Source organism: Shewanella sp. Isolate13, assembly GCF_022398325.1.
Classification (GTDB): Bacteria; Pseudomonadota; Gammaproteobacteria; order Enterobacterales; family Shewanellaceae; genus Shewanella.
The window spans coordinates 1-25067 of record NZ_JAKEVD010000018.1; the positions used below are offsets into that span (position 1 = coordinate 1).

The window sequence follows — 25067 nt, forward strand, 5'->3', positions numbered from 1 at the left end:
ACCAAATATTTTAAGTAATTGGTCTATTTTGACGTGCATTACACCGCCCGCTGAATCAAATATGTTCAGCATAAAGCGCAATACCAAGCTCAAATATCGAAACCCCGACTACGATATACATCGCAATAAGGACTATAAATGTCATACATTTTTTTACGGTGCGCATCAAGGCAACAGCGTTACTGATCCGTTTATCTACCAAAGCCATACTCCTTAAATGTATAACGTCAATTTAGTCGTGAGCGCCGCTCACTACCTAACCTAAACCATTGTGCTATAAACACAAGGCTCATTACTTCAAATAATAATCCAAAGCGCTGAGGAATGATCTTAAATGCTGTGCTAAATGAACACGCTTCCGCGCCTTAATCCTTTATTGTTATATGCCATTGCCTCGCTCAACTTTTGCAATACGAACCTTGAACGCCTCATACCATAACTTACCACCCGTTTTTTGAGCTTCTCAATGCTCAGTATTCTTTTGGCAGTTTCACCATAATCATTATCAGCAATCGTCCGAAACGCAGTGAAAACAGTCGCATAATATAGTGGCTTGGGGTATTGACTGAAAGAGACTTAAAACACCTTGCTAATGAGTAAGGGCATGTGCTGCAACAATAGGCATGAAAGCCAAAGAAAGTGGCGGTAATTGCCTGTGTCAGAAAGGTGGTTGTAACGTTAAATTCGATGCTAAGAGATGGTGTAATGTGGGAAGCGCCAAAAGCTCAAAGTTAGCTATTGGCGCCATAGTCTCTTGTTATAGCTCTTTTACAAGGCAGTATGTCGTATGACCTTTTGGATAATCGGGCAACTCACCAAAAACTTTGTACCCACGTTTTTCATAAAAGGGTCTAGCCTGAAAGCTAAGAGTTTCCGTGCGTATGTATTGAAAGCCTTTTACTTTAGCAAAATTTTCTGCGGCGTCCATGAGCCTTTGCCCTACACCTTTACCTCGAGTTTCCACTGAGAGCCAAAGTAGCTCAAGGATGCAATAATTCCAGAATCCTGTTGCTCTAATACCACCTAGCACTTTGCCATTTTCATCTTTCGCAAATGCCGCAAATTTTGTATCAGGCTCGAACACAACTTCATCAGGAATATGTTGTTGATTAAACGACTGAATACCTTTACTTATTACTTCAAGGTCATTTTTATTTGGATTATCTGTTACTTCAATATTCATTTTTCATCCGAACTGCAGAGCGTTATAACGCCCCAATAAGGGGCTGGTAAATGCTTGGCTAAAATTTGCGAGGCACGAGCGCGAGCCAAGCTTTACGCGTCCGTTTTTTTTAATTGCCTTGTTAGAGGTATCTTATTACCAACCTTCTAAGTGTGAGCCTACTTCTTTCCCTTTTTCAGTATCACTTTTTTGCAAATACCCAAACCTGTTATTTTCGTCTCTAAGGCTTAACCTGTGAAATATTATGCAGAACAATAAATATACTAACCAGAAAAACATTAAAAAGGCTAAACACAAAAGAAACTTTTCTAATAAATCTAGCTCGCCACGAAAGAATATAATCGGAGCCCCAATTAATGAAATTAGCCAAGAAATATGAAGAAACGCTGTCTTAGCAGCGCTTTTTAATATTGAAAAGTTGTAATACGACACTATCAGTTCCCTCTGATACCTCTAACATTTTAATATAACGCTTGCGCGCTTTGTCGATCGTGACCGGAAAAACGCGCATAAGAACACAGACTAAATTACAAACAATAATAATACGTTAAGTGTTCTAGAGCAAAATTGTATGCAATACCACTTTTGCAAAAGCGCGCGAGCGCACTTTATTCGTTTTACATCCCAGCGAAGAAAACGCGCCCTACTCTATGCTTTTGAATTTACAATACATTTAACAAATTAGCAACAGCCGAGTCTCTGTCATTCCTGACAAAGTGCGCTTGCATTCTTACAAACACAGATAACACTGTATAAAAACACAGTTAGAAGCGAGAGACTAAAATGACACATTCCAGTCCTTTTTTAAAATCGATTAGACAAGAGATTCGATTACGAGGCTATAGTCTTCGCACAGAAAAAGCTTATCTTTACTGGATCAAGCGCTACATTTTATTTCATCATAAAGCTCACCCTGTTACGCTCTCTTCTGTTGACGTAAAACTTTTTTAAGTTGGTTAGCTAACAAACAGAATGTCGCGGTTAATACGCAAAAAGTCGCACTTAATGCATTAGCTTTTTTATACCAGCAACACTTAAAAATTGAATTAGGCGATCTAGGTTTTACGTTAGCAACAAAGCAGCGCACATTGCCTACGGTCTTATCTTATCAAGAGATTGCTCTGATATTGTCACACATGAGTGGACTAGCAAAATTTGTGGTGGAGATGCTTTATGGGAGTGGATTACGAGTCAACGAGTGCCTGCAATTGAGATTACAAGATATTAATGTCGAAAACCTCTCACTCGCCATTCGAAATGCAAAAGGCAATAAAGACAGACAAACATTATTAAGCCAATCATGCACTAATCAGCTTGATGGATATATTCAACGCGCGATAAAAATTCAACAGCAAGATAATCAGCATAGAGTCGGCCCATCATTGCCACACTCATTAGCTAAAAAATATCCTAATGCTTACTCGACCACTTTTTCTTTATTGCTTCACCCTATACGATTAACCGCGACAAAAAAAACCGAATAGCGGACTATTCGGTTTTGATTTGCGCCTTAAAACTTTAATTCAGGCAATCACTTACAAAGCGGCTCTCTAAAGCTCACACCTGTATCCCAAGGCTGCTCGATCCAAGTGTCTTGTGGGATATCAACGATGTAATCATCAACTAATGGCTTACCAGCTGGTTTAGCACACACGGTAACAAACTTAGCCTTAGGGTAGATTTCGCGGACGATTTTAGCAGTAGAGCCACTATCAACCAGATCATCGACAACGATAAAGCCTTCACCGTCTCCTGGCGCCTGCTTAATGATTTTAGTCTCACGCTGATGATCGTGATCGTAGCTAGAGATACAGATAGTATCTACATTACGAATACCTAACTCTCGAGCTAGAATAGCTGCAGGTACTAATCCACCGCGGCTAACTGCAATAATGCCTTTCCATTGTTCTGCAGGTAGCTGGCGCTCTGCCAACTGGCGGGTGTAACTTTGCATTTGATCCCAAGTGATCAGAAATTTCTTGCTCATGTGCAACCTTTTATGCGTATACGCTATTTTTAGGGGAAAGAGATTGCGCGGCATTTTGGCTTTTTATTCAGAACCATACAAATATATGTTCGTGATGTATTTCACAGATTTTGATTAACTCACCATTGATGATGAACCACACTGGCACTCTTAGGCAAAGCGTTACACGATCGGTAATGACTCTATAGGTAATTGTTAGGGATTTTGTAGAAAATGAGCTAAAAGTGGCTTAGCAATAGCCCGTGAAACTTGATAACAACAAAACAACGTCAAACTGAGGAGCAGTTAAGAATGGCTGCCAAATTTAACCCTATCATTTTTTAGCTGCTGATATTTATCTAACACACCATTACGGTCCAAGCCTCGCTTTACATTGGTACACAACTTACCAAAGCGACGGATCTCATCAAATTGTGGTGTTTGTCCGTTCGATATCGCGGCCTCCCAATAGCTCAATTCGCTATCTACTAACTCTAACAGCTTTTTAGGGCAACCTAGGCAACTCCCCTCTGGCCCACAAACAAAAGTTTCAGACTCATACAACGGCAGCTCCTGCTTAACCTGCTCGATGATTTGTTGCATTGCGGTGGTTCTATCTGGCTTTGAAGTTGCTGTGCTTGGTCTCTTTTCTGCAGTCATAAGATACTTTACCAGGTTAAATTTCACTCATTATATAACCTTGTAAAGAGTTTTATTAGTGAATAATAATTTAATGTACTTATTAAGAAGAGCTGTCGATAACATGAATACAGAAGTTAAACGAATATAAGCGCACTGAGCTCGGCTAGTTGAGCTTAATGCGCTTCATCTTTAGGTTATAGATCTGACCAGATCATCACCTGAGCGGGTTCATTTTGTTTTCGAGTTGCACGGTACATGCCTTCGGTATTAAATGGCGTAGCGATGTTACCTCGCTGATCGATAGCAATCACACCGCCTGTGCCACCAGCGGTGATCAGACGTTGATTAATCACCTCATCGGCCGCTTGAATAATTGATTTCTTCTGATATTTCACCTTGGCGCAGATATCACCCGCCACATGATAACGAATAAAGTACTCACCATGGCCTGTCGCAGAGACGGCACAGACGCCGTTCTCGGCATACGTTCCCGCGCCAATAACGGGCGAGTCACCGATACGGCCAAATCGCTTAGCCGTCATCCCGCCTGTTGAGGTGCCAGCCGCTAGATTGCCATCTTGATCTAGCGCAACAGCCCCCACTGTACCAAATTTATAGTCAAACTCGCTGTAATCTAGGGCGCTTTGCTGATAATTATGGTGTGTGTTAGAGCCTGTGCTAGCTTGGTAATCGGCGTTAGATTCCGCTTTCTGGATTTTTTCTTTGGCACTTTTCAGTTGCTGATAGCGGCTCTCGCTATCGAATGTGTTTACTGGAACTAACTGATAACCCTGAGTGAGCGCGAACTCTTCTGCACCTTGACCAGATAACATCACATGGGGTGACTTTTCCATCACAGTGATGGCTAAATCAATGGGATTTTTAATATGTTTTACCCCGGCAACCGCACCAGCATTCATGGTTTTACCGTCCATGATCGATGCGTCCAGTTCGTGCCCCCCATCATAGGTATACACAGCGCCAAGGCCCGCATTAAAAAGCGGGCTGTTTTCTAGAATATTAATCGATGCCCGAACGGCCGATAAGCTAGTTCCCCCTTTAGCAAGAATATCGTAGCCCGCGTCAACCGCTTGCTGTAATTTCTCGCGATAAGCCTTTTGCTGCTCTGGGGTTAAATTTGCCTTAGAGATAGTACCAGCGCCGCCATGAATCGCGATTGAAAAAGGCCTATCACTGGCCATGCCACTTGCCGAGATAACTGTCGATAATATAAGCAAGGCTGTACGAGTTAGCATCTTGTAGTTCACAAACTGTATCCTATTGTATTTATTTGCTCTCTTTGTAACCATTTTCGGTCATAATTACAATCAGCAACTTGCTTGAGTTAACGATTCTAGTGACAATAGCTTGGTCTAAATTAAACTATTAATAAGAGTCTAATTTTTGTTGAAAAGTTTGCTTCGTGTGCTAACCACTTCCTTACTGCTTATCGGTGTTACATCTGTAACATTTTCAGTGCGGGCGAATGATTGGTTAACACTCAAGATTAACGGTGTCGAGGGTAGCTTGGCACGTAACGTCAAGGCTCACTTAGGCAGCTTGCCTGATTCGAGCGTGCAACGCCGTGCTTTTATCTTTAATGCCGAGGATAATATTGAAGCCGCGATGCACTCTATGGGCTACTACCATAGTAAGGTGTCGCAAAGCGTCACTAGTCATGACAAGCGCCCTTGGGTACTAACGCTAGATATTGATGCTGGAAAGCCCACCTTAATTAGCTGGATTGATATTCAGGTTAAAGGTGAGATGCGTAATGACCCCGTTTTCGAAAAATGGCTTAGCCAGTTAAACGTGCGACCCGGTGACCGACTCAACCATGGGGTTTATGAGGATATCAAGGCGCAGCTACTGACACTCGCCCTCGCTCGCGGTTATTTTGATGGCAAATTCGATTTATCACAAATAGCCGTAGACCGTGACTTTAATACTGCAAAAATCTCTCTATATTATGATTCTGGCAAGCGTTACCACATCGGCAAAGTCAGTTTTACTGGTTCGACCTTAGAACCTAGACTCCTTGAACAGCTTATTCCGTTTGAGCTTGATGCTCCCTATAGCACCGGGAACCTAGGCCAGTTAAATCGTCAGTTATTAGATACAGGATACTTTTCAAACATCAAGGTACTGCCATTAGTCGATCAGGTCGAAGGACTACAAGTTCCAGTACGTGTCGAGCTAAGTTCGCGCCCCGATCACTCAATTGAGTTAGGTCTGGGTGCTGATATCGGTAATACGGTTGATAATAACCTAGAGCCTCGTGTTCGAGTGACTTGGCGGACTCCACAAATCAATCGATACGGTCATTCTCAGGAGACAACTGCCGAGTGGTCGCCTGATAAGCCTAAGTTTTTGACAACTTACACCATCCCCTTAACTCACCCTCTCGATGACCAATTAAAAATACGAATGGGCATGCTCAGAGATAAATACGGAGTTACGCAGGTTTACGATCCTGAAGAACGTGACTTTAATAATACGGGTCAGCTCGAAGCATCAAAAATGATGTTCGCACTCATTCGCCAGCAACGGCTGCAAAGCAAATGGCTATTTAATTACTCGGCAGAAGTCATGCGTGAAGACTATACCCAGTCAGGTGTGGATTATGATCCAAGATTTGTGTTATTTGGCACAAGCCTGTCTAAAACTACCCGTGGGGATAACTCGCTGGATCCCAAGTCGGGCTTTTTCCAATTTTATAGCCTCGAGTATGCCGACCCCAGCCTTGGATCCGAGGTCAGACTGGCCCGTTTACAAACCAAATTTAAATGGATCAACACCTTTTTTGATAAACACAGAATCGTCTCGCGTTTAGATATGGCGGCCAACCTCACAAGTGATGGCTCGCTCGAGAGTATTCCGCCCTCTTTACGTTATTTCGCCGGTGGTGATCAGAGTATTCGTGGTTATAGTTATAACGAACTCGGTCCCTCGATCGACTCGGTTAATGACGAAGGTGAAATCGTTCGAGAAGTTGTCGGTGGACGCTACTTGATGGTTGGCAGTATCGAATATCAATATTATGTCACGCCAACTTGGCGAGTCGCGACCTTTATCGATGCGGGTAATGCTTTTGATGTGAACCAGATTGAGCTCATTACTTCCGTTGGTGCCGGTATCCATTGGATCTCGCCAATTGGCCCAGTAAAGCTCGATGTGGGTATTGGATTAAAAGAGACTGATACCATAAGTCGTCCTTGGCGTATTCACATTACCATGGGAGCCGAGCTATGACCGCTTCCAGTCAAGGTCCCAATGAGGCCAACACTAACACGACCGCTAAAAGTAGACCCTGGTATATGCGCATATGGGCCTGGTTTAAGCTAATAAGCCGCTTCGCCATCTACACACCTTTACTCGTGCTAGTTTGCTTTGCAATCTTGTTCGGTACCCAGTTTGGTAGCCATATCGCCATCAAGCTTGCCGACATTTTTGTTCCTGACTTAGAGCTCGATTATAAGTCTGGCCAACTCAACCGCCAGATTGAGTTAGATTATGCCGCTTGGCAGATGTCGGGGGTAAAAGTTGAAATCACCGATCTGGTCTTGGCTTGGAACCCTGTGTGTTTAATGCAAAAACAGCTGTGTGTAGAGCAGCTTGCAAGCTCAAAGGTGAATGTTGAAATCGATACCGCACTTATCGGGGAAGAGGTCGCCTCTATTGGCGGCCAAGCATCAGGGACTGACCTTGACTCAAATTTAACCTCGGCGACGGATGATACCTCTGCTGACGAAGAGGAAAATCAAGAGATCACCCTTCCCTTTGGGATCACCCTCGTCAGTGGCGCGCTCAAAAATGTCACTGTTCGAGTCAACGATATGGACTTTAATGCCAATCAACTGGATTTAAGTGCTGAATGGCTGGCAACCGGGATCCGCGCAAGCTCTATCTATTCTGAAGGTCTATTGGTATCCATCCCCTTCTCCGAGTCCGCTGATGATAGCAATAACCCCGCAGTCGAGCCGAGCAAGAAAAAAGTCGCAGCCAGCAATACGCAGGTCAAAGAAGAACAACAAAGCAAGAAACAAGAGCCGAAAGAGAGTGAGTGGGTTATGGCCAACCTGCCCCAAGTCTTTATGCCTATTCCAGTCTTTGTAGACGCCTTGGATATCGAAAACGGTGACTTGATCCTCGGCCCCAGAAAAGATCATTTCTCCAAACTCCATTTAGCGGGCAGCTACCAGCAATTTCTAATCAATATCGATGACTTTAACGCTAGCCATAGCTACGGCGACATTGAGCTGAGCGGACAGATCTCACTGATAAACGATTATCCGATGGATATTCAGTCCTCGATAAACCTCACCCATATAAAGGAGGTCCCAGGCCTCGAAAACCAACAGCTAGTGGTGACTGTTAAGCATGGCTTTAAGGGGCTTAACAGCCATATTATAGGTAGCGGTCAGTTTAACTTCGATATTGAATCGACAGTCGAGCTCGCTAAGCCACAGATCCCATACCAGCTGACATTAAAGGCTGAGCAACTACAATGGCCACTAAAGAAGGCTAAATTTAGCGCAAGCAATGTAAGCCTTAGTAGCCAAGGCAACCTAGACGCGCAGCAGGTTGAGCTAAAAACTCAGTTCTGGTCACAATATCAACCAACACTCGATATCGACACGGTATTTAGTCACGCCAATAATCAGTTAGTATTTGATAAGCTCTACGGCAATAATCCAGATTTGGGCGATATCGCTGTTCAAGGCTCATTTGAATATGGAGAGGTGTTAGCATGGCAGGCCAAAGTCGCAGCGCAGCAGTTCGATATCGGTCAATTAGACCTAGGCTTATCTGAGCCTTTACCAAATAGTGAAATCACTGGACCTTTTAATAGCGCAGGCCGATTCAATCTCGCCGATAATTCGTGGGCAATCGACGTTGAAGATGCAAATCTTAGCGGCCACATCATGCATTACCCGCTACAGATCGATGGTGCAGTGTCCATCGACAGTAAATGGCACTTAAGCTCACAAGGCTTAAACGTCAGTGCATTACAGAGTCGATTGTTTGTTCAGGGTGAGGTTGACAAACAGTGGTCACTTAGCGGCGAATTAACCGTGCCAGACTTAAGCTTATGGCAGGCAGACGCCCAAGGAAATATTAAGGCCGATATCGATGTTTCAGGAGCGAGTGACCATCCCAATATTGGCGTGTCATTAAAGGCGAGCGATTTACAGATTTTTGAAGTGGAACTCGCCGACCTTGGTTTAACGGGTCAATATAAACCACTCGATAATCAAAGCTTTATTGCATCGTTCAATCTGCATGATTTTAAGTATCAGGATCTTGAACTTTCCAATATCTCCCTTAACGCACAGGGTGACTTAACTAAACAGTCGCTCATAATGACAACACTGGGAGACTTGGTCTTAAACACCGATTTAACGAGTGAGTATCACGAAGAAAAGCAGCAGATTATTGCTCAAGTCAAACGGCTATCATTAGCCTCTAAATTAGGTGATATCAATCTAGAGTCTCCCTTTAATGCCGAATATCACTTCGATTCACTGACGGGAAATGTTGCGCCATTCTGTTTATCCCATGTTGGCGGTAAATTATGCGCCAAAGAGCCGATACAATTAGGCTTAGATGGCCATGCCGCCCTCGAGTTTGTGGGCGATCTTGGCGTCCTTGCTGAGCCTTGGCTGCCGGAAAGCCTCGACTGGACGGGACCAGCAACACTCAGCTCCAAGCTACAATGGTTTGAAAATGCCAAGCCTATTGGCAGCGTTGAACTTGAGCTTCAACCAGGTAATATCGACTTCCAAGCAACCAATAATAGCGAAGTTGCCATCGGCTATAAATCCGTACAGTTACGCAGCCGCTTAGATGAAAAGCAGCTGATGACCTCACTGTCATTAGAGTCTTATGATATTGCAAGTATGGAAGCCAATCTGGGAATTAACGTCACTCCAGATAGAAATATGCACGGCCAGCTCTCATTAGACCAAATTAACTTACAAGCCCTAGCTGAGTTGCTACCTGAGCTTGAGGTCTTAGAAGGTAAGATCTCCAGTGAGTTACAAATAGGCGGTAGCCTAAGTGAGCCACAAGTTTCTGGCGAGATCTCACTCAATGACGGCTCAATTATGGCAACAGCCAACCCAACGTTGTTGGAAGATGTCGATCTCGACTTTATCTTTTCCGGCAAGAAAGCCAAAATCGATGGCGAGCTAAAAATGGGAAAAGGCCAAGCCTATGTCGATGGCGAGTTAGATTGGGCCCAACAACAGCTCAATGGTGCCTTTGCCATAAAGGGGAAAGATCTAGCAGTGATCCAACCACCACTGGCTATATTAAACGTCGGAACCGATCTACAAGTTAAGTTCACCAACGAGTCTTTCGATATCCAAGGTGATATCAACGTCCCATCAGGACGCATTACCATAGTGCAGCTACCGGAAGGCGGCGTAGCTGTTTCTAAAGATGTCGTATTTGAAGATAGTCTAGCGACCACAGAGCAGCAGGTTTCGCCGCTTGCGGTGTCAGCCCAAGTTAACCTCAATGTCGGCGACCGGCTACGTGTCGATGGTATGGGGCTTAAGGGGAGGCTAAAAGGTAAGCTGGAGCTTAAACAAAGCCCATTTAGGCCACCGCTACTCTTTGGTGAGATAAAAGTCATCGATGGTAATTACAAGTTTATGGGGCAAACCTTAGATATACGCGCGGGAGAAATGCAGTTTATCGGCCCTATCGATGTCCCGAACCTTAATATTGAAGCCGTTCGTGAGATCAAAGATGAAGATGTTATCGCTGGTGTACGTATAACCGGTACGCCGATGAAGCCGGTCGTCAACCTCTTCTCATCACCCGCAAAAGAGCAAGCTGAGATCTTAAATTATATCGTACGTGGTACTGGCCTCAATAACACCAGCGTCGATCAAAACAGTGGCTTAATGATGGGGGCGGCTCTGTCGTTAAGCAACCAGATTGGTGGCGGCGCCATCGGCAATATTGGTAATACCGCCGCTGGCATCATCGAGAAAATCGGCTTTTCAAATGTACAACTCGATGCAAACGATGATGGCCGCTTTGCCATCAGTGGCTTTATCGGTGACAAACTCATGGTCAAATATGGCGTGGGTGTCTTTAACCCTGGTTATGAGATGACGGTGAGATATTACCTTCTATCTCAGCTATATCTTGAAACCGTCTCAGGCACCATAGAACAATCTCTCGATCTCTACTATCGCTTCGACTTATAGCTAACAGTCGATGTTAATGCTCCTCTATTAGCTGGTTTAGGAAATAAAAACTCCACCTTCTGAAGGTGGTTTAGGGCTCAAAATAAAAAAAGCCATCTTTACGATGGCTTTTTTTAACACAGACAGGCTTGTTTAGGTATCTGAATGCCCCAAGTCCACAGGCATATCGTCGCGAAGGCTTTGCCACATCACGCCACTATTAATGCCATAGGTTCGCATTAATGCTGGGACATCTGAATAATTTTTATCGATTGCGAGCTGCTGTAACTGCTTATAGAAGTCCATTGCCAATGCGCGCGCTTCGGCACTAGAGAAATAGTAGCGCCCCACTCGGCTATATAGGCCTTTAAATCCATTTAAGATCAAAACATAAAGTGGATTACCCGAAGAGAAGGCCAAGGTATGTTGTAATTGATAGTCAAATTCAGCATAAGCTTGAGCGGTATCTTCTAGCTCATCGAGATGAGATAGAGCTTCTATCGCTTCATCAGGGTTATTACGAATAGCTCCTCTGAAATAAATAGCACTGACACTGCTTCTTGCCGATAACAACTGATCGACCAACTCTGGGAAGCCCTCAGGGTTCAACTCGGCAATCGTCTCTAAGATATTTAAACCAGAAGTTTCCCAAAAGTTATTCACTCTTGTGGGTTTACCATGTTGAATCGTCAACCAGCCATCACGCGCGAGACGCTGCAGCACTTCTCGCAATGTCGTGCGGGTAACGCCTATCAGTTCTGAAAGCTCGCGTTCTGCGGGCAGAATAGAGCCTGGAGGAAACTTATTTTCCCAAATGGATCGTACAATATACTTCTCTGCGAAACTTGCAGGACCTTTGGCATTGATGATCATTAACCTACTCTATCCAATTATTAGTGTTGTTCTCCGACAGATCATACCAGAGCGGCAAAAAATGAAAACCAAAACAGACCGATTCGGCGCTCTCTATTCAAATAAATTGCTAAAAGCGAGTATTTTTTACGCTAACAGCGCGTTTTAAGTGATATTTTTTTGATATAGATAGCTGTTTCGTCATAATGGGCGGCTTAAGTCATCAAAAAAGCTTTTACCTTTTCATCATCACGAGTAGCATACGGTGCAAATTTGCTACTCGTAACCATAGAAAAACAAATAGAGAGGACTCCATGCCTGTGACAATGAGTCGGGCGTTTCTTGACAACTTCTTGGGTAATTCACCGAAGTGGTTCAAACTCGCGATCATATCATTTTTGGTGATCAACCCAATCGTATTTTACTTTAATCCGTTTATTGCAGGCTGGCTATTAGTTGTCGAGTTTATCTTCACCTTAGCTATGGCTCTAAAATGTTATCCACTGCAACCTGGCGGTTTATTAGCGATTGAAGCCGTGGCCATCGGCATGACTTCGCCAAGTCAGGTGTTACATGAAATTGAGGCTAACTTAGAAGTAGTACTACTGCTGGTCTTTATGGTCGCCGGTATCTACTTTATGAAGCAACTGTTGCTGTTCGTCTTTACCAAGATGATCACTAAGGTCCGTTCAAAAGTTGCTGTATCACTTCTTTTCTGTATGGCATCAGCATTCTTGTCGGCTTTCTTAGATGCACTGACTGTTATCGCGGTTATTATTACGGTTGCGGTCGGTTTCTACTCGATTTACCACAAAGTTGCATCGGGTAAGACCTTTGGTGACACTCATGATCACACTTCTGACGGTCATCCTCAGTTATGTGAAGAGGAGCTTGAGTCGTTCCGAGGCTTCTTACGTAACCTACTTATGCATGCTGGTGTAGGTACTGCGTTAGGTGGTGTTTGCACCATGGTGGGTGAACCACAGAACCTAATTATTGCAGCCCAGGCTAACTGGCAATTCGCAGAGTTCGCGATTCGCATGTCCCCTGTGACGGTTCCGGTATTTTTTGCGGGTATTACTACTTGTTTCTTAGTAGAGAAGTTTAAAGTCTTCGGCTACGGTCAACAGTTACCAGAAGCGGTTCACAAGATCCTATCTGACTACGATGCACATGAAGATGCAAACCGAACTAAACACGATAAAGTTAAGCTTCTGATCCAAGCGGTTATCGGCGTATGGTTAATCGCAGGTCTTGCACTGCACTTAGCCTCTGTTGGTCTAATTGGTCTATCGGTGATTATTCTAGCCACTGCATTTAACGGTATCACTAACGAGCACGCACTAGGTAAAGCCTTCGAAGAAGCCTTACCGTTTACCGCGCTATTAGCTGTATTCTTTGCCGTTGTAGCCGTAATTATCGATCAGCAGTTATTCGCACCAGTTATTCAGTGGGCATTGAGCTATGAAGGTAACACTCAGTTAGTAATCTTCTATATCGCAAACGGCCTACTTTCAATGGTGAGTGATAACGTATTCGTAGGTACCGTTTATATTAACGAAGTGAAAGCGGCGCTACTTAACGGCCAGATCACCCGCGATCAGTTTGATCTACTTGCCGTTGCCATTAACACAGGTACTAACCTACCTTCTGTTGCAACACCAAACGGTCAGGCAGCGTTCCTATTCCTACTAACATCGGCAATTGCTCCACTTATTCGTCTTTCATACGGAAGAATGGTGTGGATGGCACTGCCATACACTATCGTATTGTCTATCGTAGGTATCCTCGCTATCGAGCTAGGTGCCCTAGAACAGATGACTCAGTATTTTTATGATACACAAATGTTGATTCATCACTCTGCTCAAGCAGCAACAGATAGTGTAGTATCAGGACATTGATAAGCATTTTCTGAACTATTGAACAAATAGTTAGTCATATAAAACGCCCTATTCAATAGGGCGTTTTTTTATCTGCAATGGAGACCCTGTCGTTGAATGCACTAATTCGTTTTTCCCACTCAAAAGCCGCTTGGCTAATCCTGATGATGTCTGCAATAGCCCTAGAACTGGCTGCACTATTTTTCCAACATGTCATGAAGCTTGATCCTTGCGTTATGTGTATCTATCAACGCGTAGCGGTTTTTGGTTTACTCTTTGCCGGGATCATTGGTGTTGTAGGTTACCGCTCTCGTATTGCTCGCGCTATTGGCGTTGTTGTTTGGGGTGTGAGTGCTATTTGGGGGTTAAAGCTCGCATTGGAGCTTGTCGATATGCAGATGAACCCGTCTCCGTTTGCAACCTGCTCATATCTTCCTGAGTTCCCAAGTTGGCTCCAACTCCATGAATGGTTGCCCTCTCTATTTATGCCTACAGGCATGTGTACAGATATTCCTTGGGAGTTTATGGGGGTGACTATGGGGCAATGGATGATTGTCGCCTTTAGCGGCTATCTGCTGGCACTAGCTATCTTCTTTATTCCAGCGTTGAAGAAGTCTGTTTAACCACTGGCGTAGATATTTGCCATAGAGACATTTGTCATCGATAAAAGATTGATACAAAAACGCCCTATTGAATAGGGCGTTTTTTTACTTCGGATCTTGACTATTCAACGTCTTTCATTGGCCAAAGAACAATGTGATCTTCGATATCTCGGATCTTAGTTTCGCAGGTCACCTTACCCGCAACCGACATGCCAGCCAAGATCATCGCCTCTTTTGATCCCGTTCTCAGCGGATGCCAGCTCGGCAACTCTCTCCCCATAAATAAGCGTCGATAAGCGCAGCTATCGGGTAACCAAGTCAATGATTCAATATTATCTACGGTAACCTTAGTGCAGCTCGGAACAAACTTAAAACGCTGCTCATAGCTTTTACAGTGGCCTGCTTTATTATCGAGTAACTGACAAGCGGCATTTGTGTAATAAAGATCTTCGGTTTCATCGTCGATTAATTTATTCAAACAACACTTACCACAACCATCACATAATGACTCCCACTCTTGGGTGCTCATCTGTGCTAAGGTTTTTTCATTCCAAAACGCCATGCTTAAAATCATCTACTCATATAAACCGATTAGCCGCGCATTATACAACGCACACGCCACTCGGTGCACTAGTGGCAAGACGGTCGATATGAATCGAATTAAAATTTGTGACCTTGATGGTCAAAATTAAATCAACAGCGACTTATCTATACAAAAATAGCGGCCAAGGCCGCTATTTATTTGTACTCACTCATCGCAGGTGAAAAATTAGATGATCGGAGGATATTTAATTCTTTCTGAAAGATAAGTTACTGAAATGGCAAAATAGTCCGACGCGTTCCACTGCAGTAGTCCCCGGTAATTATCATAAACTAGGTATTTACGACCATTTATGCCATCGGGCATCACCATGGAGATCTGCATATCTTCCCGTTTAGGTAAGTCACTGCCATCGAAACGCCTCACTCCCAGCGCTTGCCACTCATTGAACGTTTTCTTGACGCTTAGGCTGGCAACTGACGGCACAAACTGCTTAGGAACCCAGACTTGCCGGCCCCAAGTTTCTGACTCTTTCCAGCCAGTCTGCTGTAGATAATAAGCCACAGACGCTAAAGCATCACTGCTATTACCCCATATGTCCTTCTTACCATCTCCATCGCCGTCTTGGGCATAGGAGAGGTAAACACTAGGTAAAAAGAACGCCTTGCCCATAGAGCCAGTCGCGTTACTTTTCAGATCAGCAAAACTGAAACCACCTTGGTCAATAATCTTTAACGCCGCAAAAAACTCCGAACGAAAATATGTTTCACGTTGGCCTTCATAGGCAAGAGATGCGGTGACGGATAACACTGGGTAGTTTGCAGGGGACTGACCCAGATTAGACTCTATGCCTAATAACGCCACGATAAAACGTGGCTGCACTCCATAGCGTTTACCAATTTTCTCGAGTTCAGCGTAATGCTGTTTATAAAATGCTCGAGCCAAATCGACCTTAGATTGAGGCACTACCTGCGGTAGGTAGGTTTCGAGGGTAACGGGTGTTTCGGCCTGGTTATTTTTGGTGGCCTTGGCCTTTTTAAACATCTTAATTTTAGGGAAAACCGCATCTATGGTTTGCTGACTGAAACCTTTATCTGCAGCTTCTTGCTTTAACACCGCAACATAATCAGAAAAACTGCCCTGAGTTTCACTTTGTGCCATAGTTGTGACGGGCAATAAACTCAAACAACAGGTTAAAGCCAGAATCTGTTTCCCTAAAACCATAAATCCCCTTTATGAGAGCTTTTAATAGACTTAATCGCAGACTTACTCAGGATTAAAACCTATCTCTTTCTTATGTTGTTCTAATAAATTAACCACAGGCGGTGGCAACTGTAAATAGAATCCTTTTTCTTTCAGTTCAGATCTCACTTTTTTAATATCGGCAAAGCCCAAGTGTTCTCTTTTATCTATCGGCAACATCATCACTAATTGTGGCTCGCCAAACATCGCCATTAATGCTTCTGGAACACGCTCAAAATCGTTGCGTTTTTCAACGAAAAGGTAACTTTCAGCCTTTCGTAGGCTTTTATATACTGCACAGATCATATACGACTCAATTTCCAAACTATTCAACTTGCCAGCTAAGGGAGCACACTATACCATGGTCCGTTAGGAATATAATGGATATCGGCCCTGCGCTGACTTTTTCTAGAGAGCAATACAGGAATGCAAACACCTAGCCTCGAATTAAAAGGCTCTTCTTTTACTCTTTCTGTACTGCATATCAACAGTGATGATATGGCAGTTATCGCGGCGGAGTTAGATGCTAAGCTCGCTATTGCACCGCAATTTTTTCTAGGTGCACCTTTAGTGGTCAACCTGAGCGCCATTCAAACGAGTAATTTTGACATACTTGGATTAAAAGAGATATTAACCAGTCGTCAATTGATCATCGTTGGGATCACAAGTGCGTCAACTGAACTCACTAAACAAGCTAAAGCGATTGGTCTGGCCACGGTTAAATCGGGGAAAGAATCCAATTCACAACCTCAACTGCCTAAGACCACCAAAATCGTTAAACAAAACGTCCGCTCAGGACAACAGATCTATGCAAAAAATGCCGATCTGATTATTGTTGGCGCGGTTGGAAATGGTGCAGAAGTGATCGCTGATGGCAGTATCCATATATACGGAACTTTACGTGGTAAAGCCATGGCTGGCGCGTCGGGCGACAGACATGCCGTTATCATGGCAAAAAAACTTGAAGCAGAACTGGTATCGATTGCAGGTCAATACTGGTTAACTGAGAACCTTCAGCAAAACGGAGCCGCACCAAGCGGTTGCATTCGTCTAGAGGGCGAGTCGCTTACGGTTGAATCATTGCCTCTATAAAGAGCGCAAATATAGAAAGGATTATAATAAATGGCACAGATTATTGTTGTCACATCGGGTAAAGGTGGCGTGGGTAAAACCACCTCAAGTGCTGCAATTGCCACTGGTCTTGCAATGAAAGGCCATAAAACGGTTGTTATCGATTTTGATATAGGACTGCGTAACCTAGACTTAATCATGGGCTGTGAACGCCGCGTAGTCTACGACTTTGTCAACGTCATCAATGGCGAAGCCAATCTTAATCAAGCACTCATTAAAGATAAGCGATGTGGGGATCTTTTTGTTCTGCCCGCCTCTCAAACTCGTGATAAAGATGCCTTGACTAAAGAAGGCGTAGGTAAGGTTCTTGAAGATCTAGCCAAAGATTTTGAATACATCATCTGTGACTCTCCTGCAGGTATCGAAACCGGCGCTATGATGGCACTTTACTTTGCCGATATCGCTATCGTTACCACTAACCCTGAAGTTAGCTCTGTGCGCGACTCAGACCGAATTTTAGGTATGTTACAGAGTAAATCTAAGCGTGCAGAAGAAGGTTTAGAGCCAGTCAAAGAGTATCTATTGCTGACTCGTTACTCACCTGCTCGCGTGACAACCGGCGAAATGCTAAGTGTACAAGATGTCGAAGAGATCTTAGCGATTCCACTACTGGGCGTGATCCCGGAATCACAAGCCGTATTAAAAGCCTCTAACTCTGGTGTACCTGTCATTATCGATCAAGAAAGCGATGCGGGTATGGCCTACAGCGATGCTGTAGAAAGGTTATTAGGTGAAGAACTGCCTTTCCGATTTCTTACGGAAGAGAAGAAAGGTTTCTTAAAACGAATTTTTGGTAGCTAATTTATGTCTCTTCTTGATTATTTTAAAACGAAAAAGGAACCAAGCACTGCGGTGACAGCAAAAGAACGACTGCAGATCATCGTTGCACATCAACGTGGAGAGCGTGACGCCCCTGATTACTTTCCTCAAATGAAGCAGGAAATCATCGAGGTGATCCGTAAGTATGTTCAAGTCGGGCCCGATCAAGTCTCAGTTCAGCTCGAGCAGACCGATGACCACTTCTCAGTGCTTGAACTAAATGTCACTTTGCCAGAGCAGAATTAATCCTCCCTCGGTATTGACGCTTACATCTAACAAAAAAGCCCGCTTTCGCGGGCTTTCTTTTGATATTAATACTAACGATATTACAGCTTAAGCTCAGATAACGGCTGAGCGACAATCGCTTCTCTCCAGCCCTTTAAAATTAGAGGTTTATCGCCTTTTTTGCCATCCCAAACCCACTGCAAATATTCATGAATATACTTCTTAGAGCCTAATAACTCCAACGGAATTCCCTTCGACTCCGCTTGCTCTGCAATACAGGTCTTGATGCTCTTAAACGCATTTTTATATCCAGTTTTAAGGGCGATAACGTCAAGAGGCTTAGGCGGATTATCATAGCTGACGTTACTGATGATCTTAATAATCTCTTTACCGTGAATACGCTTTTCCTGTTCGGTAAGCTCCGTCATCTTATAGAGATCATTCGTTGACTTAGGCTGTTTCTTAGCCAAACCAATCAGGGCGTGATCTTTAACGACAAAGCCTAACGCCAGATCTTTTTGTAGAGCACGCTTAAGGCGCCATTGGGACAAATCTCTTAATACAGCAAGCTGATTTGAGCTAAGCTGGAAAGCATTCTTGACCTTAAGATAAGCGGTTTCAGGGGCTGGCGTCTCTAAACGCCCCTGCGTCATACGTACGCCTTCTTCATAAACCCAATCAAGCCTGCCCTGCTCTTCTAACAACTTAACCAGCTGCGGGTAAAGCTTATAAAGATAATAAACGTCATTTGCGGCGTAATTAAGCTGTGCCTCCGTTAATGGGCGTTTTAACCAATCGGTACGTGACTCGCCTTTATCAATGCTAACTTCCAGCATCTGCTCGACAAGTTTTGCATAGCCTAAGCCATGACCCATTCCAGCAAGGCTTGCTGCAATTTGACTATCGAATAGATTCGTAGGCTGTCGCTGGCCGTAACGTGCAAAGACCTCTAGGTCTTCACTGCATGAATGCAACAGTTTTACGCAGCCCTCTTTGGTCAATAACTGCCAAAATAGGTCCAAATTATTGACCGCTAAAGGATCGATAAGTGCTAGCGTCTTTCCATCATAGGCTTGGATTAAGCCCAATCGCGCATAGTAGGTACGAGTACGAACAAATTCAGTGTCTAGCACCAATAAATCAGCTTCTTGGTATTGCTCCACAAGCGCCGCTAAACTGGCATCATCTTCAATATATTGAAACACTAACAAAGTTGTCTACTCCATAAATATGCAAAAGCCGGCGATTGCCGGCTTTAGTATAACCAAAAGTGGCAATCGCCACTTAATGACTGATGAGGGGATTCTTACTTAACCTCATCTCTCAATTCCCTACGCAGGATCTTACCTACGTTGGTTTTAGGCAGTTCATCTCTAAATTCTACCAGCTTAGGGATCTTATATCCCGTCAAATGCACTCGACAATGCTTGATTACGTCCTCTTTGGTCAAAGATTTATCGTTTGCGACCACAAATACCTTAACCAACTCGCCAGACACTTCATGGGGTACACCTACTGCGGCGACTTCAATCACTTTAGGGTGCAATGCAACCACTTCTTCAACTTCATTCGGGAACACGTTGAAGCCAGATACTAAAATCATGTCCTTCTTACGGTCAACGATGTAGAAGTAACCTTTATCATCCATATAGCCGATATCACCGGTAGCTAAATAGCCATCTTTATCGATAACTTTACTCGTTTCTTCTGGACGCTGCCAATAGCCAACCATGACCTGCGGCCCTTTTGCAAATAATTCACCCGTTTCGCCTTGAGGCAGTACATTTCCTGCGTCATCACGGACCTGCATATCGGTATTAGCAACAGGGAAACCAATTGATCCGTTGTAGCCGTCTAGGTTATAGGGACAACAAGTCACCAATGGTGCAGCCTCTGTCAGACCATAACCTTCAAGAAGGCGCGTCTTTGTTAACCCTTGCCATTTATCGGCAACAGCACGCTGCACAGCCATTCCGCCACCAATCGATAGCTTGAGTTCTGAAAAATTAAGCTTGCCAAAATCTTCGTTATTAACCAGCGCGTTAAACAAGGTATTTACACCTGTTAAAACAGTAAACTGATGCTTGTCTAGCTCACTAATGAATGCAGGCAGATCTCTAGGATTGGTGATCAACAGGTTATTCGCACCCTTATGGATAAACAACAAACAGTTAACCGTCAATGCAAAAATATGGTATAGCGGCAGTGCCGTCACCACGAATTCTTTACCATTATCAAGCATAGGACCGTACGCGGCGTCAGCCTGTAAAAGGTTGCTCACCACGTTACTATGGCTAAGCATGGCGCCTTTAGAAACACCAGTTGTACCACCTGTGTATTGTAAAAAGGCAAGATCATCTCTTTTCACGTTAGGCTTAACATACTGTAAGCGGCGACCTTTATAGAGTGCCTTGCGCATAGAGATTGCATGTGGCAAATGGTACTTAGGCACCATTTTCTTGATGTACTTAACAACGAAGTTAACCACGGTACGCTTAGGCGCGCTTAAGAGATCACCAAGTCCTGTCAGGATAACGCTTTCAACTGGCGTATCGGCAACCACTTTCTCTAGGGTGTGCGCAAAGTTAGACACAACAACAATCGCTTTAGCCCCAGAATCTGTTAGCTGGTGCTTGAGTTCGCGTGGGGTATACAGAGGATTGACGTTCACTACAACCATACCGGCACGTAAGATACCGAATAGAGCGATAGGATATTGCAACAGGTTCGGCATCATAATAGCGACACGGTCGCCTTTATTTAGCTTTAACTCGTTTTGGAGATAGGCAGCAAAAGCTCGGCTACGCTCTTCCAGCTTACGGTAGGTCAGTGTTGCACCCATATTCACGAACGCTGGTTGATCTGCATACTTTGCCACTGAAGTTTCAAATAGATCCACAAGTGATGCATATTGTTCTACATCAATTTCAGAAGGCACATCATCTGGTAGATTATTAATCCAAAGTTGGTCCACAAAAATCTCCTAATATCTCCACCTGCGGTGGAAACAATACCGCAATGGTCGTTAGCAGCTTGCCAATAAGCAAGCTAAAACACTGTCAATTCATTATATTTATTGCAAACGCCAATAAATCATACGAGCGTTTAAATTTTGATTATCATCACATAAATGAAACAAAAAACCTAGCTTCTTTTTTGTTTACGTTTTTAAGAAATCCCGAATGAGATTAGACACCTCCTCGGCACCTCCCATATGAAGATGGTGATCTCCCTCGACTTTTACACTTTTTAGCCGCTCAAACCAACGATTAGCCATAGGGATCGCCTCTCGCAACTGAGAAAAACCTCCGCTACCAGAAATTAATAGAGTGTTGACTTTATGGGCTTGCATTAAGGCATCGACTTGCGAAAAAGTCAGTCTTAAAGGGGAGTCTAATTTTAAACGAGGATCACTGCGCCAGCATACCCCAGAATCAAGGGTTTGCATATTGCGCTGTGTCAATAATTCGCACCATTGTAGCTCTAGTGCGGTTAATTTGTGCCGTGCTTGCACGGCAACCGCCATATCACGATATACACTGACTGGTTTTGCCATTGAGGCAAGAAAACGTCGATGACCGCGAAAGCTATTATCTAACCTTTTTTTGGCTTTAACTTCATCCTCATAGAGGGGGGCCAAAGCCTCGATCAAGATTAAATTTTCTACTTTATTAGGAAACGCTGCCGAGTAGGCTGACGCGATTATGCCGCCGAGGGAATGGCCTAAAAGGGCCACGGGGCGCTGGTTGATAGAGAGTACATCTAGCAAGGCATCGAGATCGTACAAGTAATCTATCCAATGCAATGGATAAGCACCGGGACGATGCTCCGAGGCTCCATGTCCCGGCCAGTCGATGGCGAGAATTTGATAATCGGTTAAATAGTCACTCAAAGGTTGAAAACTATTGGCGTTATCTAACCAGCCATGCAGCGCCAATATCAGTGGCTTGTCTGCCGCCCCCCACAAACGTCCAGCCAATTTAATATGAGGCAACTGAATACTGACTTCGTCACCAAACTCACGCGCTAAGCTCATCTACACTCTTATTTTTTTACAAATTTCAGCGTCATTCTATCGCTTTCACCGATTGCGAGATACTTTTCTTTGTCTTGATCTTCAAGGGCTAGCCTTGGAGGCAGTGTCCACACGCCTTTTGGATAATCTTTACTATCCTTAGGGTTGGCGTTCACCTCAGAGCTGGCGACAAAGGTAAAACCCGCATTCTCGGCAAGTTTAATCACTTCAGCCTGATCCATATAACCAGTTTTAGCATCCACACCTGGCTCGCCTCTATGCTCAACAATGCCAAATGTCCCGCCACTCTTCAGCACCTTATAAGCCGATTCAAATACAGGCTCTAAATAGCCTTTCATTGCCCAGTTATGCAAGTTTCGGAAGGTCAGTACCACATCGGCACTGTTATCGGGACCCATAGTGTAATAGTTTGGAGGATCAAAGGTCACCGTGGTTGCGTTACCTAAACTAGCCTGATGTTCTTTTAGCCACTTTTCAAACTTCTTACCTACTTTTGCTCGGTATCCATTGCGGGCCTTTTCATCACTGGGATTAGTGTCGAAATTACCCGCAATATAATGGCCATCTTTAGCTAAATACGGAGCGAGAATTTCGGCGTACCAGCCACCACCAGGCCAAAGTTCGATAAGGGTATCGCTAGGCTTGATATCAAAGAAACTAAGAGTTTGTTCTGGATGGCGGTATTGATCACGAGCACTATTTTTAGCTTGTCTGAAGTCACTACTGACTGCGGCTTCTAAAGCATGATTCTCATGTGCATTTACTGCGGTAGATAACGATAGGCTACAAGTGCTTACAAGCAGTACGCTTGCCGCTAACATTGTCTTTTTCATTGTAATTCCCCTTTTGATGACAGGCATCAACCTAACAGCAGGTTAACAAAAAACCAACCACTATAAACAGAGAGTTACATTTTAATCTTATTACTACGCCTTTGTGCCGCGCCATCCACTCTGCGCCAACATAGATAGAGCATCAAGGCACTAGTGACTAACCAGACACCGACCCAAACCCAAGCAGGTACCCAACTCTGCTGAGCCAGCATGTTAGCATCCCCCAGACCTTCAAGTCCGAGTAGCACAACAGGGCTTGCAAGTGCATTTAGAATTATCATCAAGGCGATCACCCGTAGACCGCTAGCAAGAAACTGATTTTGCTTAAGCTTTAGCGGCAATAAAAATAACACTGCCAGCGTAACAAGAATGGAAATAGTGAGCAGATCTCGAGCCCAGAGTAGAATCGTCAGTACAACGGCGCCGCCCAGTATCGCAAAACTTACTCGTATGCCCCGGGGCCAAGTTGCAAACATAAAGATAAGGTAGCCCCACAGCGCGGCACCAAAGTAACCCGCAAAGCCTATCAGCAATGGCCAGCCTCCCTGACTAAAACATAAACCAGCACCGTTGGGAAACAGCTCAATATGACTAACCACACCTCCGCTTATAATCGTTGCTAGCCCATGTGAAAGCTCATGGAAATAACTTTCTAACCATTTAAAGGGGATACTCACAAAAGGCAAGCGAGTGACTATGAAGGCGATAAAGAGTTCAAGCAAAAAGCGCGTACGACCGGGAGCACCTGAAGCCGTTGCTAACGGAGCCGAGTGACTCAAGCTACTGTCGTGACTCGAGCTCGGCTGATGCTTAGGCATAAGTATCTATGCCAACCATTTGTTGGATCTCTTCTCGCTTTGCGGCGTGTTGATTAATCAGATATTGGGCAACGGCTCCACGTTGGCCACCAGTATGGCGTTCATATTCAACATGGGCACCAAGACGCGACTGAAGTGCGGCTGTATCTTCGTGATAGTCATTTATAACGAGCGCTTGGTGGGCCTTAGTCGGCAATACAGACTCAACACTGTCGCTAGTAACAGCCTGGGTCTGCACCGAGGCTGTTGCCTTGTTGCTCTCAAGCTTGTTGGTAACAACTGGATTGGTGTTGATCTGCATTTAATCGTCCTTAATTAACTCGATATAGGCTTAGGAGCTAGCAAGCAACACTACTCTCTGCCAGGCAGTTTTTGCCATGTTACCGTATCACGTAAATAAACCGGAGCTAAGTCATCAACCAATGTACTTAGACCTTTATTCACGCCATCTTGAGCCAATGCCAGCATATATTTCGCTTCTGGAAATTTAGCCTCTTCACAGAGTCCCATTACAGGCACTAACTCAAGTAACTTTGGATAAGCATCAAATCCGGTTCCACAAGCCGTGATGGGTAACGCCTCGTCTAAGCTTAGTACGATAGCCTCAGGTGCACTAACCACTTCTTCATTGACTAAAGTGGCTAATCCGTCAACTGCGATATATTGCCCCCAATACACCTCCCCCATACGCGCGTCGATAGCGGCTAAAACTTGCTTTGCCCCTTTATCGATAGCCGATTGCGCCATCGCGGCTAGGGTTGAAATGCCAATGACGGGGAGCTCTTGGCCTAAAGCTAGACCTTGGGTAATACTGGTACAAATGCGGATCCCAGTAAAGCTACCAGGGCCTCGACCGTAAGCAATCACATCGACATCTTGCAACTTCAACTGAGCTTGAGCCAAAACCGACTTAACCATTGGCAATAAGCGCTGGCTATGTTCGCGGGGGGCATCGGCTTGCTCACTATAAACAACACCTAGATGGCTAACTGCTGCAGAACACGACTCAGTGCAGGTATCGAGTGCTAAAATACTCAGCTGTGTCGTATCGTTAGATTGTTTTGTCATGAATTACTTACCAAACCTATTATTTAT

24 protein-coding genes and 2 pseudogenes are annotated in these 25067 nt (G+C 44.3%); 11 read left to right on the forward strand and 15 right to left on the reverse strand.

What is annotated here, in order from left to right:
- Window positions 1-217: hypothetical protein (locus L1D44_RS12435; RefSeq protein ID WP_239891078.1), on the forward strand; the 217-nt coding region annotated here is incomplete at its 5' end.
- 404 nt (window positions 218-621) lie between these two features.
- A pseudogene (locus L1D44_RS12445) lies at window positions 622-735 on the forward strand (IS110 family transposase); the annotation flags it as partial.
- Window positions 736-757: 22 nt separating this feature from the next.
- Here L1D44_RS12445 and L1D44_RS12450 read toward each other — a convergent pair.
- The gene (locus L1D44_RS12450; protein WP_239891080.1) at window positions 758-1183 is read right to left on the reverse strand and encodes a GNAT family N-acetyltransferase; all 426 of its coding nucleotides are present in this window, start codon (window positions 1181-1183) and stop codon (window positions 758-760) included.
- Window positions 1184-1966: 783 nt separating this feature from the next.
- Here L1D44_RS12450 and L1D44_RS12455 point away from each other — a divergent pair.
- Both L1D44_RS12455 and L1D44_RS12460 read left to right on the forward strand, forming a co-directional pair.
- Window positions 1967-2175, forward strand: a pseudogene (locus L1D44_RS12455) (site-specific integrase); the annotation flags it as partial.
- Window positions 2176-2271: 96 nt separating this feature from the next.
- Complete coding sequence (locus L1D44_RS12460; RefSeq protein WP_239891217.1) at window positions 2272-2667, forward strand: tyrosine-type recombinase/integrase; 396 nt, start codon at window positions 2272-2274, stop codon at window positions 2665-2667.
- 47 nt (window positions 2668-2714) lie between these two features.
- On the opposite strand, the gene gpt is transcribed toward L1D44_RS12460, so the two are convergent.
- The 3 genes from gpt to L1D44_RS12475 form a co-directional block, all read right to left on the reverse strand.
- Window positions 2715-3170: a xanthine phosphoribosyltransferase gene (gene gpt / locus L1D44_RS12465; protein ID WP_220767506.1), complete on the reverse strand. Its 456-nt coding sequence runs from the start codon at window positions 3168-3170 to the stop codon at window positions 2715-2717.
- A 285-nt stretch (window positions 3171-3455) separates the two neighbouring features.
- A complete protein-coding gene (locus L1D44_RS12470; protein WP_239891082.1) occupies window positions 3456-3809 on the reverse strand; it encodes a hypothetical protein in 354 nt (117 codons plus the stop codon).
- 176 nt (window positions 3810-3985) lie between these two features.
- The gene (locus L1D44_RS12475) at window positions 3986-5047 is read right to left on the reverse strand and encodes an isoaspartyl peptidase/L-asparaginase (protein WP_239891219.1); all 1062 of its coding nucleotides are present in this window, start codon (window positions 5045-5047) and stop codon (window positions 3986-3988) included.
- 169 nt (window positions 5048-5216) lie between these two features.
- Between L1D44_RS12475 and L1D44_RS12480 the strand changes: the two genes are divergently transcribed.
- Window positions 5217-7043 (forward strand): autotransporter assembly complex family protein, encoded by a 1827-nt coding sequence (locus tag L1D44_RS12480; RefSeq protein WP_239891221.1) that lies wholly within the window; start codon window positions 5217-5219, stop codon window positions 7041-7043.
- On the forward strand, window positions 7040-11014 hold the full coding sequence (locus L1D44_RS12485; protein WP_239891084.1) for a translocation/assembly module TamB domain-containing protein: 3975 nt from the start codon (window positions 7040-7042) through the stop codon (window positions 11012-11014). Before L1D44_RS12480 ends, L1D44_RS12485 begins: the two co-directional genes overlap by 4 nt.
- Before the next feature lie 132 nt (window positions 11015-11146).
- Here the strand turns inward: L1D44_RS12485 and fadR are convergent, their stop codons facing one another.
- Window positions 11147-11866, reverse strand: coding sequence for a fatty acid metabolism transcriptional regulator FadR (gene fadR / locus L1D44_RS12490; RefSeq protein ID WP_239891086.1), 720 nt, complete (start codon window positions 11864-11866; stop codon window positions 11147-11149).
- A gap of 293 nt (window positions 11867-12159) precedes the next feature.
- Here fadR and nhaB point away from each other — a divergent pair, with 293 nt between their 5' ends.
- A complete protein-coding gene (gene nhaB, locus L1D44_RS12495) occupies window positions 12160-13746 on the forward strand; it encodes a sodium/proton antiporter NhaB (RefSeq protein ID WP_239891088.1) in 1587 nt (528 codons plus the stop codon).
- Window positions 13747-13838: 92 nt separating this feature from the next.
- Window positions 13839-14348 carry a disulfide bond formation protein DsbB gene (gene dsbB, locus L1D44_RS12500; protein WP_239891090.1) on the forward strand — a complete coding sequence of 170 codons (510 nt, stop codon included), beginning with the start codon at window positions 13839-13841 and terminating at the stop codon, window positions 14346-14348.
- 100 nt (window positions 14349-14448) lie between these two features.
- Here the strand turns inward: dsbB and L1D44_RS12505 are convergent, their stop codons facing one another.
- The 3 genes from L1D44_RS12505 to L1D44_RS12515 form a co-directional block, all read right to left on the reverse strand.
- On the reverse strand, window positions 14449-14889 hold the full coding sequence (locus L1D44_RS12505; protein WP_239891093.1) for a YcgN family cysteine cluster protein: 441 nt from the start codon (window positions 14887-14889) through the stop codon (window positions 14449-14451).
- 207 nt (window positions 14890-15096) lie between these two features.
- Window positions 15097-16092, reverse strand: a complete 996-nt coding sequence (locus L1D44_RS12510; protein WP_239891095.1) for a lytic murein transglycosylase — start codon at window positions 16090-16092, stop codon at window positions 15097-15099.
- Between the two features lie 42 nt (window positions 16093-16134).
- Window positions 16135-16416, reverse strand: a complete 282-nt coding sequence (locus tag L1D44_RS12515; RefSeq protein WP_239891097.1) for a YcgL domain-containing protein — start codon at window positions 16414-16416, stop codon at window positions 16135-16137.
- A 120-nt stretch (window positions 16417-16536) separates the two neighbouring features.
- Here L1D44_RS12515 and minC point away from each other — a divergent pair, with 120 nt between their 5' ends.
- From minC to minE, 3 genes are read left to right on the forward strand one after another with little or no spacing between them, the layout of a single operon-like run.
- Window positions 16537-17202, forward strand: coding sequence for a septum site-determining protein MinC (gene minC, locus L1D44_RS12520; RefSeq protein ID WP_239891099.1), 666 nt, complete (start codon window positions 16537-16539; stop codon window positions 17200-17202).
- Window positions 17203-17232: 30 nt separating this feature from the next.
- The gene (minD, locus tag L1D44_RS12525) at window positions 17233-18042 is read left to right on the forward strand and encodes a septum site-determining protein MinD (protein ID WP_220767514.1); all 810 of its coding nucleotides are present in this window, start codon (window positions 17233-17235) and stop codon (window positions 18040-18042) included.
- Window positions 18043-18045: 3 nt separating this feature from the next.
- Window positions 18046-18306 (forward strand): cell division topological specificity factor MinE, encoded by a 261-nt coding sequence (gene minE / locus L1D44_RS12530; protein ID WP_202720173.1) that lies wholly within the window; start codon window positions 18046-18048, stop codon window positions 18304-18306.
- 80 nt (window positions 18307-18386) lie between these two features.
- Here the strand turns inward: minE and rnd are convergent, their stop codons facing one another.
- The 7 genes from rnd to tsaB all read right to left on the reverse strand — a co-directional run bounded on the left by rnd (window position 18387) and on the right by tsaB (window position 25040).
- Window positions 18387-19496: a ribonuclease D gene (gene rnd, locus L1D44_RS12535; RefSeq protein WP_220767515.1), complete on the reverse strand. Its 1110-nt coding sequence runs from the start codon at window positions 19494-19496 to the stop codon at window positions 18387-18389.
- 95 nt (window positions 19497-19591) lie between these two features.
- Window positions 19592-21259, reverse strand: coding sequence for a long-chain-fatty-acid--CoA ligase FadD (gene fadD / locus L1D44_RS12540; protein ID WP_220767516.1), 1668 nt, complete (start codon window positions 21257-21259; stop codon window positions 19592-19594).
- 186 nt (window positions 21260-21445) lie between these two features.
- Entirely contained in the window at window positions 21446-22321 is an 876-nt protein-coding gene (locus L1D44_RS12545) for an alpha/beta hydrolase (RefSeq protein WP_220767517.1), read from the reverse strand.
- An 8-nt stretch (window positions 22322-22329) separates the two neighbouring features.
- On the reverse strand, window positions 22330-23154 hold the full coding sequence (locus L1D44_RS12550; protein ID WP_239891101.1) for a methyltransferase: 825 nt from the start codon (window positions 23152-23154) through the stop codon (window positions 22330-22332).
- A gap of 74 nt (window positions 23155-23228) precedes the next feature.
- Entirely contained in the window at window positions 23229-23972 is a 744-nt protein-coding gene (locus L1D44_RS12555; protein ID WP_239891103.1) for a M50 family metallopeptidase, read from the reverse strand.
- Complete coding sequence (locus L1D44_RS12560) at window positions 23965-24273, reverse strand: hypothetical protein (protein ID WP_239891105.1); 309 nt, start codon at window positions 24271-24273, stop codon at window positions 23965-23967. The genes L1D44_RS12555 and L1D44_RS12560 overlap by 8 nt, the downstream gene beginning before the upstream one ends.
- Window positions 24274-24323: 50 nt before the next feature.
- Window positions 24324-25040, reverse strand: a complete 717-nt coding sequence (gene tsaB, locus L1D44_RS12565; protein WP_220767521.1) for a tRNA (adenosine(37)-N6)-threonylcarbamoyltransferase complex dimerization subunit type 1 TsaB — start codon at window positions 25038-25040, stop codon at window positions 24324-24326.
- Window positions 25041-25067 lie beyond the last annotated feature (27 nt).

Coding starts and splice junctions, on each gene's coding strand:
- L1D44_RS12450 (WP_239891080.1), bottom strand. CDS start 1,183: ATGAATATTGAAGTAACAGATAATCCAAATAAAAATGACCTTGAAGTA.
- gpt (WP_220767506.1), bottom strand. CDS start 3,170: ATGAGCAAGAAATTTCTGATCACTTGGGATCAAATGCAAAGTTACACC.
- L1D44_RS12470 (WP_239891082.1), bottom strand. CDS start 3,809: ATGACTGCAGAAAAGAGACCAAGCACAGCAACTTCAAAGCCAGATAGA.
- L1D44_RS12475 (WP_239891219.1), bottom strand. CDS start 5,047: ATGCTAACTCGTACAGCCTTGCTTATATTATCGACAGTTATCTCGGCA.
- L1D44_RS12485 (WP_239891084.1), top strand. CDS start 7,040: ATGACCGCTTCCAGTCAAGGTCCCAATGAGGCCAACACTAACACGACC.
- fadR (WP_239891086.1), bottom strand. CDS start 11,866: ATGATCATCAATGCCAAAGGTCCTGCAAGTTTCGCAGAGAAGTATATT.
- nhaB (WP_239891088.1), top strand. CDS start 12,160: ATGCCTGTGACAATGAGTCGGGCGTTTCTTGACAACTTCTTGGGTAAT.
- L1D44_RS12505 (WP_239891093.1), bottom strand. CDS start 14,889: ATGGCGTTTTGGAATGAAAAAACCTTAGCACAGATGAGCACCCAAGAG.
- L1D44_RS12510 (WP_239891095.1), bottom strand. CDS start 16,092: ATGGTTTTAGGGAAACAGATTCTGGCTTTAACCTGTTGTTTGAGTTTA.
- L1D44_RS12515 (WP_239891097.1), bottom strand. CDS start 16,416: ATGATCTGTGCAGTATATAAAAGCCTACGAAAGGCTGAAAGTTACCTT.
- minC (WP_239891099.1), top strand. CDS start 16,537: ATGCAAACACCTAGCCTCGAATTAAAAGGCTCTTCTTTTACTCTTTCT.
- minD (WP_220767514.1), top strand. CDS start 17,233: ATGGCACAGATTATTGTTGTCACATCGGGTAAAGGTGGCGTGGGTAAA.
- minE (WP_202720173.1), top strand. CDS start 18,046: ATGTCTCTTCTTGATTATTTTAAAACGAAAAAGGAACCAAGCACTGCG.
- L1D44_RS12545 (WP_220767517.1), bottom strand. CDS start 22,321: ATGAGCTTAGCGCGTGAGTTTGGTGACGAAGTCAGTATTCAGTTGCCT.
- L1D44_RS12550 (WP_239891101.1), bottom strand. CDS start 23,154: ATGAAAAAGACAATGTTAGCGGCAAGCGTACTGCTTGTAAGCACTTGT.
- L1D44_RS12555 (WP_239891103.1), bottom strand. CDS start 23,972: ATGCCTAAGCATCAGCCGAGCTCGAGTCACGACAGTAGCTTGAGTCAC.
- L1D44_RS12560 (WP_239891105.1), bottom strand. CDS start 24,273: ATGCAGATCAACACCAATCCAGTTGTTACCAACAAGCTTGAGAGCAAC.
- tsaB (WP_220767521.1), bottom strand. CDS start 25,040: ATGACAAAACAATCTAACGATACGACACAGCTGAGTATTTTAGCACTC.